Below are 10,783 nucleotides of genomic sequence, written 5' to 3'. Positions count from 1 at the left end.
CTGACTAGACTGGGGCACATGCGTATTGCCAGATTTGTGCACCAGGATGAACCCAAATACGGAGTCGTCGAAGGCGACGTGCCGCAGATTGAGGACGGCACGTGGGACACGTCCGGCCTCAGCCTCGCCGTTCTCGACCAGGACCCGTTCTTCGCTCCGGCCCAGTCGACGGGGGAGCGGCTGAAGTTCGACGATGTTCGTCTGCTCAGCCCGATCCTGCCGCGGTCGAAGGTCATCGGCGTCGGCCGCAACTTCGCCGACCACGCCGCCGAGCTCGGCAATGAGGTGCCCGTGCGCCCGCTGACCTTCTTCAAGCCCAACACCTCGGTCATCGGCCCCGGAGACCCGATCCGACTGCCCGCCATCAGCGAATACGTGTCCTACGAAGCAGAGCTGGCCGTCATCATCGGCCGCGTCGCCAAAGGTGTGAAGGCAGAGAACGCCTTCGACTACGTCCTCGGCTACACCGCGAGCAACGATGTCACACTGCGGGACATCCAGAAGTCGGACAATCAATGGACCCGGGCGAAGGGCTTCGACACCTCGAGCCCACTTGGACCATGGATCGAGACCGAACTCGATGTCGATGACCTCTCCATCCGGTCCTGGGTCGACGGGGATCTGAAGCAGGACGGCACAACCGCCGATTTCATCTTCGACATCCCGACGATCATCGAGCACCTGTCCGAAACGATCACCTTGCTGCCCGGAGACGTCCTCCTCACCGGCACTCCCGCTGGTGTGGGTCAGATCGTCGCCGGAAACCGTGTCGATATCGCCATCGACGGGCTCGGAGTCCTCACCAACATGGTCATGGACGCCTGAGCCCAGCACACATCACCAGCTCAAGCCCCACCAAGCAGCAGCCCCACAACGCAGCAGCCGCACAACTCGCAGCACCAGAGACCGAAGGATCACAGTGAGCGTCAAAGTTCGTTTCTGCCCATCACCCACCGGCACCCCGCACGTCGGTATGGTCCGCACCGCCCTGTTCAACTGGGCGTATGCGAAGCACACCGGCGGAAAGTTCGTCTTCCGCATCGAGGACACCGACGCCGCCCGTGACACCGAGGAGAGCTTCGGCCAGGTCCTCGAGGCCATGAAGTGGCTCGGCCTCGACTGGGATGAAGGCATCGACGTCGGCGGACCCGACGGACCCTACCGCCAGTCCCAGCGCGGCGACATCTACGCCGGCGTGATCGAGAAGCTCAAGGCCGCCGGACACATCTACCAGTCCTACTCGACCAACGACGAGGTCGAAGCCAGGCACAAGGCCGCAGGCCGCGACCCCAAGCTCGGCTATGACGGCTACGACCGGGACCTCACCGCCGAGCAGATCGCCGGTTTCAAGGCCGAAGGCCGCGAACCCGTCTGGCGTGTGCGCATGCCGGCCGAGGACGTCACCTTCACCGACCTGGTGCGCGGAGAGATCACTTTCCGTGCAGGCACCATTCCCGACTACGTCGTCGTCCGAGCGAACGGCCAGCCGCTGTACACCCTGGTCAACCCCGTCGACGACGCCCTCATGGGCATCACCCATGTGCTGCGCGGTGAGGACCTGCTGTCCTCGACCCCACGTCAGGTCGTGCTCTACGAGGCGCTCAAGGACATCGGCGTCGCCGAGGCTACCCCCGAGTTCGGTCACCTGCCCTATGTGATGGGCGATGGCAACAAGAAACTGTCCAAGCGCGATCCGGAATCCAACCTGTTCCTCCACCGCGACAACGGCTTCATTCCCGAAGGCATCATCAACTACTTGGCCCTGCTCGGCTGGTCCATCGGGCCCGACCGAGACGTCTTCAGCGTCAAGGAGTTCGTTGAGGCCTTCGACGTCCACGACGTTCTGCCCAACCCCGCCCGCTTCGATGTGAAGAAGGCGACGTCGATCAACGCCGACCACATCCGGCTCCTCGACGTCAGCGACTTCCGTGACCGTCTGGTGCCCTATCTCCAGGCCGCCGAGGTGCTCCCGGAGAAGCCATCGGAGGCTCAGCTGGAGATCCTCAGCCATGCGGCTCCGCTCGTGCAGACGAGGATGAACCTCCTCGGCGAAGCTCCTGACCTGCTCGCATTCCTGTTCACTCCCGATGCCGAGCTGACCATGGCCGAGGACGGCCTGAAGACCCTGAAGGATTCGGCTCCCGAGGTGCTCGCCGCCTCGATCGAGGTCCTCGAAGGAGTCGATGACTGGACGACGGACACGCTGCACGAAACGCTTCAGGTCAAACTGGTCACCGAGATGGAGATCAAGCCTCGACTGGCCTTCGGTCCGCTGCGCGTGGCCGTGTCCGGACGCAAGGTCTCACCACCTCTGTTCGAGTCCATGGAGATCCTCGGTAAGGACTCGTCACTGACTCGCCTGCGGGCGCTGGCAGCCCAGCTGTGACGATGTTCAAACAGGCGGCCTGGACGCGTGGGGGACTGCACCTGAAGGACGTGACCTTCGAAGCCCCGCTCGACCACTTCGGTGGGCCAGCGGGGCTGTCCGCGGTCGCCTCGGCGCACATCGAGGTCTTCGCCCGGATCACCGCGACCGAGGCGGACAGCACCAAGCCGTACCTCGTGTTCCTGCAGGGCGGTCCAGGTGTCGAAGCACTCAGGCCCACCGCCCCCGTCGGCGAGTCCACCTGGTTGGCGCGAGCACTCGAGGACTTCCAAGTCGTCATGCTCGACCAGCGCGGAACCGGGAGATCGAGCCCCATCGGCTCCGTGGACGGACGCATCACCGGTCTCGACGGAGTCGGCGAGGCTCCTGCAGACATCGCTGCGGCGCTGAGCCACTACCGTGCCGATTCGATCGTCGAGGACGCTGAGATCCTGCGCCGCGGGTTGGGAGTCGACTCGTGGTCGCTGCTGGGTCAGTCGTTCGGAGGATTCACCGCCCTGCGGTATGTCTCCGCGCATTCGGAATCGCTGAACGAGGTCTACTTCACCGGCGGACTGCCGGCGATAGGAACCGACCCCGCCACCGTGTATGCCACGACGTGGGAAGGCATGAAGCGGAAGTCGGAGCAGTTCTACCGAGCGTTCCCCGGTGACCGCGACAAGCTCGCCCGGGTCATCGACCTCGCCGAGGCCGATGGGGGCATCGCACTGCCCGGCGGAGCCCGCGCCACGACGGAGCGCATCCGGCTCCTCGGGCACTTCCTCGGAGCCTCTGACGGACCTGAGAAGCTGCACTACCTGCTGGACCTGGACCCCGCCTCGGCGGCATTCCGTCATGATCTGGCTGCCGCACTGCCGTTCTCAGGACGAAATCCGCTCTACGCCGTGGTCCACGAGTCCTGCTGGGCCGACGGCTCGGTCACCGACTGGGCAGCTCGGAGGGCAATGCCTGCGGACGTCGAAGCCGATCCGACCCTTTTGGCAGGCGAGCACGCAGGGCCCGAGTCACTTGCCGAGGATCCGGAGCTTGCCCCCTTCGCCGAAGTGGCCCAGCTCGTGGCACAGCACGAATGGCCCAGGCTCTACGACGTTGATGCGCTCCGGTCCTCAAACGTGCGCGGAGGCGCAGCGGTGTACTTCGAGGACGCCTACGTTCCTCCGGAGTACTCACTGGCTACAGCGGACCTTCTCGATGGGGTGAAGCCATGGGTGACGAATGAGTACGAGCACAACGGACTGCGTGCAGACGGATACCGGGTGCTCGATCGTCTCATCTCCCTGGCGCGGGCGTGAATTCGTTCGTGCAGGTGGCACATCGTTCGAGTGAGAGGCAAATCGTTCTCGCGAGAAGCGGTGTTAAGAAGGTCACACCGAAAATGAGCCCCGATGATTTGGAGTCGAGCGGGGGGTTTGTGTAGAGTTATATCTCGTTGCTCAGGGAAATTCCTTCGGGGATGAGCCTGAATGACATTGGGGTATGGTGTAATTGGCAGCACGAGTGTTTCTGGTACATTTAGTCTAGGTTCAAGTCCTGGTACCCCAGCGGACAGCATCGGGAGTATGACTCTGAGCTGTTTATCGGCCCCCGTCGTCTAGTGGCCTAGGACGCTGCCCTCTCAAGGCGGAAACGGCAGTTCGAACCTGCTCGGGGGTACGGTTGAGTCCCGCATCGAGGAATCGGTGTGGGGCTCGCTCTAATTCACGGCCATTTTTCTGCAGATGCGCGAGCCGTCTTGAGCCTCGCGGGTCCAGACCTTTTTGAATCAGCTCGCTCTGAGTCACAGAGCTCGGCTTCGACGCCGATCACTGCAACTCAGAGCGAACGAACTCAGGGCGAATGCACTCCGAGAGAATGCTGAGGTGATTCAGCGCCCGAGGGAGTCCGCGATCCTCTTCGTGTTCTCCGCCGTCTTGACGTTGGCCACGATGAGCTCGAGTGCCAATCGGACGAAGATCACCCAGAGCGCGGGAATGATCCAGCCGAAGATGATCGCCAGCAGCAGCGGCCACGGACTGAAGCTCGGGCCATCGCTGAGATAGCTGGTCGCCGCTCCTGCTGCTGCACCTGTGACGATTCCGCCGATGATGGATCCCAGCCATGACAACGCAGCCACAACGATGGCGATGATGTAGATGAATCCCGCCCATCGCACGGCGATGAGATTATCGAAGCGGAAGTCGAAGAGCGACTTGAAGAAACCGCCGCTTCCGCCAGGTTTCTGCGGCGCTGCCGGCTGCTGGAAATTGCCCACCGGAGCGTGCTGGGAGCCGGCGTAATTGCCTTGGTTGTATGCAGCGTAGTCAGCATCCTGATAGTACTGACCCTGCTGAGCTGACTGTCCGTACTGACCGTACTGGTTCTGTGGGTCGTACTGACTGCCTTGGTCGTATTGATCCTGAGGCGAGTACTGACCGCCTTGGCCAAATTGCTGCTGCTGACCGAACTGGCTCGGCTGGCTGTACGGTTCCGACTGACCGAACTGAGTCTGCTGGCTGTTGTACTGATCACTCTGACTGAACTGTGAGCCTTGGCCATACTGGGCAGTGCCAGCATGCGACTGGTGGTCACCTGGCTGTTCGCCGACTGCGGGTTCGTGAGCAGCTGGTTCGTGAGCCGTCTGTTCGCCAGTCGCGGGTTCCTGCGGTTGGTTCATGTCAGGTGCAGGCTGATCGCCCGGGATGTTCTGATTGTTCTCTGCATCCGAACCGGAGTACGGGTTCTGTGGTGTCGACATAATATTCCTTCGCACGAGTTGAAGCCGATAGTGGCAACTTATCAGTGCAGGCTGCCTTTGCAGCCAGAACTCTCAACGTAAGGAGACGGTCCATTCCGCGCTGAGTTCGCCCTGCGCCTCTATGGCATCGAAGTCCGAACCTGAGGCGAAGGCGTTGGGAGGACACGTCATCGGTTCGATGGCGATGGCGCTGCGGCGAAGCGGCTGGTCGAGTTCGTCTCCGGTGCACAGCTGCCAAGCCCGGAAGCTCTCATCCATTCCGATGGTGACCGTCCTGTCGTCGGCTCCTCTCAGCCTCACGCGCGACCACCCGTCGTCACCGCGCTGCGGGGTGCCGAAGGCGTCGTCGAGGATCGCCGGGCCAAGAGTGCGCAGTGCGCGGAAGTCTTTGCAGAGGACGCAGGATGCTTCTTCGGGCCCGTGATCGGCGGGGATGTACGATCCGGTGTCGAAATGCCTGACCGTCTGGGGGATGAGTCTGTCATCGGTCTCGAACCAGGTCTCTGCCGGAATGAGGAGCTGCGCCTGATCGACTCGTTCCGCGCCTGGATGGATCCAGGGATGAAAGCCGAAACCGAAGGGGGCGGTCTCGTGCCCGATGTTTCGCGCGAGAGCCAGGACCCGGAGCTCGCCTCTGCCCTCGCATTCATTCGCACCGTCGCCCTCGTCTTCACTCTCGACAAGGGTGTAGGTCACCTCAAGGGACAACTCAAAGGGATACCCCGGCGGGCCGGAGATGTCTGTGTCGAGCCGTACCGAGGCATCATTGCGGTGACTCACCTTCCAGTCGGTCTCAGCCACAAGACCATGCAGGGACGTTCCGCGTGAGACCTCGGTGATGGGCAGCTGGTGGGAGCTGCCGTTGAAGTCATAGCGTCCATCGGCGATACGGTTCGGCCACGGTGCCAGCACGGCGCCGTCGAAGGCGGACATCTGGACGACGACAGGACGATCCCCGACGGTGTAGTCGAGCAGAGCTGCTCCGTCTGTGGAGACGACGGCGCTGTCGTCGCCCAGGGCGAGCTCGATGAGATCGGTCATGCGACTCCTGAGCAGGTGGTGAGCGGATATTCCGGTGTCCCAGAATTCTACGCGAGATCTGGGATCTCTCCCATGCAGATGTTAGCATTATGATCGAAAATGATCAGTTTTGGGAGGTCTGATGGGTCAGTGCAGCTTTTCTCATTTCCACCGACGAGCCGCCGAACTCGTGGGTGTCCGTTGAGCACACAGGTTCGTCGGAGCACGCTTGCCGACGGCAGAGACATCTTGTTCTTCCAGGACGCAGATTCGACGGCGGCACCACCTGCCGAGGACCATCGACCGGCAGAACCACGTCCTACCGGCGGACAGCTGCGTTTCGACCTGCTCACTGGCGAGTGGGTGGCCGTGGCCACACATCGACAGTCACGAACGCATCTTCCCGTGGCCGCCGAATGTCCCCTCTGCCCCTCGGCACCCGGACGACCCACCGAGATCCCTGTCGCCGACTACGATGTCGTCGTCTTCGAGAATCGGTTCCCTTCGCTGGGGCCATCACTCGGAGCGGTGCCTGCCGATCCACGGCAGAAATTCGCCGAGGCGGCCTCCGAACCCGCACTGACCGCCCCTGCCCACGGACGCTGTGAGGTCGTCGTCTTCTCGTCCGAGCACAACGGATCGTTCGCCGACCTCGACCCGGCACGTGCCCGCACGGTCATCGACGCCTGGGCGAACCGGAGCAGCGAGCTCGCCGCACAAGAGGGGATCGAGCAGGTCTTCGTGTTCGAAAATCGGGGCGAGGAGATCGGTGTGACGATGAATCACCCGCACGGCCAGATCTATGCCTATCCGTTCGTCACCCCGCACACCGTCATCACCTCGGCTCGAGCGGTGCAGCACAAGCGTGAGACGGGCAGGCCGCTGCTGGGCGACGTCCTCGACTTCGAACGCGGCTCGGGGGAGCGGATGGTCCTTGAGTCGGCATACTTCTCTGCCTTCGTGCCCTTTGCAGCTCGGTGGCCCGTCGAAGTCCACATCGTCCCGCACCGGCAGGTGCTGGGACTCGACGAACTAGGTGATGCCGAACGCGACGACCTCGCTGGCATCTACCCCGAGGTGCTGCGAAGGATCGACAATCTGTATTCGACTCCCACCCCATACATCGCAGCTTGGCATCAGGCGCCGGTCAACTGTGCGGACCGCTCGGCAGAATGGATGCATCTCGAGATCACCAGCCCCAGACGTGCCGAGAACAAGCTGAAATTCCTCGCTGGATCCGAAGCGGCCATGGGAGCCTTCGTCGGTGACGTCTCCGCCGAAGAGACCGCGGCACGGCTGCGTGCGGTGTCGACCGCGCTCGAAGACGGTCCCAGATGAGCGCGGCCACCGCTCCGACGGATCCCAGCCTGCGCCGCGAGTTCGAGGCGGTGTTCGGCTATCCGCCGAACGACTGCTTCCGGGCTCCCGGGCGCGTGAATCTCATCGGAGAACACACCGACTACAACAACGGGTTCGTCCTTCCCATCGCCATTGACAGGGCCGTTCACGTGGCCATCGGCCGGCGTCCTCAGTGCCGTTCGGAGGATCATGGACACGGAACTGCGGCACCGCCTCGGCGCGAGGAGAGCATTCGGATCGTCTCCGACCATCGAGACGAGTCGGGGGAGAGGCTCGCAGGCCAGTTCACGGCCGAAGAACTCCTCCCCGGAGCTCTGCCGAGCTGGCTCAGCCATCCGGCGGGTGTCGTCGATGAGATCGCCAAGACGACGGGCACGATCGTCGGCGGCATCGACCTCTACATCGAATCGAGTGTCCCCGTAGGAGCCGGTCTGTCTTCCTCCCATGCCCTCGAGGTGGCGGTTCTCATCGCCCTCGACGAGATCTGCGGGATCGGACTCGACGACCGAGAGAAGGCACTGCTCACCCAGCGCGCCGAGAACGACTTCGTCGGGGCTCCAACCGGAATCGTCGATCAGGCGGCCTCGATCATGACCGAGGCTGGGCATGCACTCTTCCTCGACTGTCGGGACCTTCGGACTCGACAGATCCCCTTCGACCTCGAAGCCGAAGGGCTGCGGCTGCTTGTCATTGATACCCGCGTGTCCCACTCTCACAGTGAGAGCGGATACGGCGACCGGCGCCGCACCTGTGAGGAGGCCGCCAGGATCCTCGGAGCTGCGAGTCTGCGCGAACTCGATGAGAGCGTGGACCTTGGCCCACTCAACGAGGAGCAGAAGAAGCGGGTGCGGCACGTCTTGACTGAGAACGCCCGGGTCCGAGCCACGGTCGACCTCTTAGAGGGCGGCGGCGAGAGCCACGGCATTCGCGGAATCGGAAACCTTCTGCTTGCCTCACACGATTCCCTCGCCCACGACTATGAGGTCTCGTGCACCGAACTCGACACCGCTGTCGCGGCAGCGATGTCGGCCGGTGCGATCGGAGCGCGGATGACCGGCGGCGGCTTCGGGGGTTCGGCGATCGCACTCGTCGACACGGCGAATGTCGACCAGGTTGGCGAGGCCGTCCGCGCGACGTTCGCCGACCACGGATTCCGCAGGCCCGATATCTTCGCAGTCAGTCCGGGAAAGGGTGCGGGCAGAATCGCCTGACCTGGCAGGACAATCGGCCGACGAGGCAGTGGAAACGCATGGCCGGACTAGGCGCGGGTCTCGCCGGTCTCGGCCACCTCGGTCGACTCATCGGCGATGATGCGAATCGGACGCAGCCTGGCCCAGGCGATGAAGAAGACCGCAGCGAGGATGAGGCCGATTCCCGTCCAGAGGTTGGCATCGATTCCGCCGGTCCGCTCCGCCTCGTCGGGGGTGTAGTCGACCACACCTGCGATGGCGAGGATGACTCCGAAGATCCCCAGCAGCACGCCGATGAAATTTCGGATGTCGAAGGCACCTGCGGTCTTGGTCAGTTCGTTGGCTTTGCTCATTGTTCTCACTTGCTCCTTCAGCCGAAGACCACGTTGAGGATGATGACGAGGACCAGCGCGACTCCCGCAACGGGTACCGGGCGTTTCCAGATCGGGGGCTTCGGTTCACTGAGATCTTCGAAGTCGGTCTTCGGCGTCTCCGAATAGACGAGCCCTCGCAGTTCATGGGCAGGCTTCGGTGTGGTCCTGAAGGTGACGATCACCGAGAGGAGGATATCGACGACGAACGCCGTGCTGGCGGCAAGGAACGCTGCGCCCTGACCGGGCAGGTCGAACACGCCGGTCTCGCTGAGGACGAATACCGCGACGGCCGAGAGGGTGCCCCCGACCAGTCCGACCCAGCCGGCAGTCGGGCTCATGCGCTTCCAGAACATACCGAGGATGAAGGTGGCGAACAGCGGTGCGTTGAAGAAGCCGAACAGAGTCTGCAGGTAGTCCATGAGGTTGGCGAAGTTGCCGGCGATGAGAGCGGTGAAGATCGCGACGATGCAGGCGCCGACCGTGGCGTAGCGGCCGACCTTGAGGTAGTAGGCGTCGTCGCGGTCCTTGACCACGTACTGCTGCCACAGGTCATAGCTGAAGACGGTGTTGAACGCGGAGATGTTGGCGGCCATGCCGGCCATGAACGCGGCGAGCAGGCCGGCGATGGCGACGCCGAGCAGACCGTTGGGCAGAACCTCGCGCATGAGCAGCAGGAGCGCATCGTTGTAGGTCACTCCGGTCTGGGACTGGGCGGTCGCCTCGTCCACACTGGACGCGATCTGCTTGAACTTCGTCATCTGGGTCACGAGGACCGCCGAGATCATTCCGGGAATGATGACGATGAACGGAATGAGCATCTTCGGGAAGGCGCCGAGGATCGGAGTCAGTCGTGCGGCATTGATGCTCTTCGAAGCCATGGCACGTTGGACCTCGACGAAGTTCGTCGTCCAGTAGCCGAAGGAGAGCACAAAGCCGAGCCCGAACACGATCCCGACCACCGAGAGCACCGGGTTGGAGAACCCGGAGAGCTGCTCTCCCGGCCAGCTGCTCAGCTGTTCGGCCCCGAGCATGCCGTCATTGCTGACCTTCGCCACAAGACCGTCCCAACCGCCCACGCGATTGAGGCCGATGATCGTCAGCGGCAGCAGAGCCGCGACGATGACGAAGAATTGAAGCACCTCATTGTAGATGGCAGCGGTCAGCCCGCCGAGCGTGATGTATGACAAGACGATGGCGGCAGCGACGACCAGGGCGATCCACAGCGGCCAACCGAGGAGACGATTGACGATCGTGCCGAGGAGGAACAGGTTGACGCCGGCGATGAGGATCTGAGCGACGGCGAAGGACAGCGCGTTGACGAGGTGGGCGCCGGTGCCGAAGCGTCTGCGCATGAACTCGGGAACGGACCGGACCTTCGAGCCGTAGTAGAAGGGCATCATGACCACACCGAGGAAGAGCATCGCCGGGACCGCGCCGATCCAGAAGTAGTGCATCGTCGGCATGCCGTACTGGGCGCCGGTGGCCGACATCCCCATGATCTCGACGGCACCGAGGTTCGCCGAGACGAAGGCCAAGGCCGTCACCCATGCCGGAAGGCTGCGCCCGGAGAGAAGGAACTCGATGCTCGAGGAGATGCCGCGCTTGGCGAACCAGCCGATTCCGAGGACGAATACGAAGTAGATCGCGATCAGCAGATAGTCGATCCACTGAGCGTCCAGGCGGATGTCTTCCAAGGTTCCTCCAACGTCTTCGGTGAATG

The 10,783-nt window shown here is 63.1% G+C and carries 9 protein-coding genes and 2 tRNA genes; 7 read left to right on the top strand and 4 right to left on the bottom strand.

Translation table 11 applies throughout. The features are described from left to right. Nucleotides 1–18 precede the first annotated feature (18 nt). The 5 genes from JTF07_RS01120 to JTF07_RS01100 all read left to right on the top strand — a co-directional run bounded on the left by JTF07_RS01120 (nucleotide 19) and on the right by JTF07_RS01100 (nucleotide 4,039). Nucleotides 19–825, top strand: a complete 807-nt coding sequence (locus JTF07_RS01120; protein ID WP_204232509.1) for a fumarylacetoacetate hydrolase family protein — start codon at nucleotides 19–21, stop codon at nucleotides 823–825. A 148-nt stretch (nucleotides 826–973) separates the two neighbouring features. Next, the gene (gltX, locus tag JTF07_RS01115) at nucleotides 974–2,386 is read left to right on the top strand and encodes a glutamate--tRNA ligase (RefSeq protein ID WP_252199431.1); all 1,413 of its coding nucleotides are present in this window, start codon (nucleotides 974–976) and stop codon (nucleotides 2,384–2,386) included. Between the two features lie 2 nt (nucleotides 2,387–2,388). Next, nucleotides 2,389–3,678 (top strand): alpha/beta fold hydrolase, encoded by a 1,290-nt coding sequence (locus JTF07_RS01110; RefSeq protein WP_204232507.1) that lies wholly within the window; start codon nucleotides 2,389–2,391, stop codon nucleotides 3,676–3,678. Nucleotides 3,679–3,856: 178 nt separating this feature from the next. Continuing rightward, a tRNA-Gln gene (locus tag JTF07_RS01105) sits at nucleotides 3,857–3,928 on the top strand. Nucleotides 3,929–3,966: 38 nt separating this feature from the next. After that, nucleotides 3,967–4,039, top strand: a tRNA-Glu gene (locus tag JTF07_RS01100). A gap of 211 nt (nucleotides 4,040–4,250) precedes the next feature. Here JTF07_RS01100 and JTF07_RS01095 read toward each other — a convergent pair. Together JTF07_RS01095 and JTF07_RS01090 are read right to left on the bottom strand one after the other, a co-directional pair. Next, nucleotides 4,251–5,120 carry a DUF4282 domain-containing protein gene (locus JTF07_RS01095; protein ID WP_204232506.1) on the bottom strand — a complete coding sequence of 290 codons (870 nt, stop codon included), beginning with the start codon at nucleotides 5,118–5,120 and terminating at the stop codon, nucleotides 4,251–4,253. 72 nt (nucleotides 5,121–5,192) lie between these two features. After that, a complete protein-coding gene (locus tag JTF07_RS01090) occupies nucleotides 5,193–6,161 on the bottom strand; it encodes an aldose 1-epimerase family protein (protein WP_204232505.1) in 969 nt (322 codons plus the stop codon). A 180-nt stretch (nucleotides 6,162–6,341) separates the two neighbouring features. Between JTF07_RS01090 and galT the strand changes: the two genes are divergently transcribed. Both galT and galK read left to right on the top strand, forming a co-directional pair. After that, nucleotides 6,342–7,478 (top strand): galactose-1-phosphate uridylyltransferase, encoded by a 1,137-nt coding sequence (gene galT, locus JTF07_RS01085; RefSeq protein WP_252199215.1) that lies wholly within the window; start codon nucleotides 6,342–6,344, stop codon nucleotides 7,476–7,478. Further along, nucleotides 7,475–8,710, top strand: coding sequence for a galactokinase (galK, locus tag JTF07_RS01080; RefSeq protein WP_204232503.1), 1,236 nt, complete (start codon nucleotides 7,475–7,477; stop codon nucleotides 8,708–8,710). Before galT ends, galK begins: the two co-directional genes overlap by 4 nt. A gap of 47 nt (nucleotides 8,711–8,757) precedes the next feature. Here the strand turns inward: galK and JTF07_RS01075 are convergent, their stop codons facing one another. Continuing rightward, nucleotides 8,758–9,042, bottom strand: a complete 285-nt coding sequence (locus tag JTF07_RS01075; protein WP_204232502.1) for a hypothetical protein — start codon at nucleotides 9,040–9,042, stop codon at nucleotides 8,758–8,760. 17 nt (nucleotides 9,043–9,059) lie between these two features. Continuing rightward, nucleotides 9,060–10,757: a sodium:solute symporter family protein gene (locus JTF07_RS01070; RefSeq protein WP_204232501.1), complete on the bottom strand. Its 1,698-nt coding sequence runs from the start codon at nucleotides 10,755–10,757 to the stop codon at nucleotides 9,060–9,062. Between the last annotated feature and the right edge of the window lie 26 nt (nucleotides 10,758–10,783).

The organism is Brevibacterium sp. RIT 803 (genome assembly GCF_016892625.1).
In the GTDB taxonomy this organism is placed as follows: Bacteria; Actinomycetota; Actinomycetes; order Actinomycetales; family Brevibacteriaceae; genus Brevibacterium.
The sequence above is the reverse complement of the archived record's forward strand: the minus strand, read 5'-3'. Positions and strand labels throughout refer to the sequence as shown.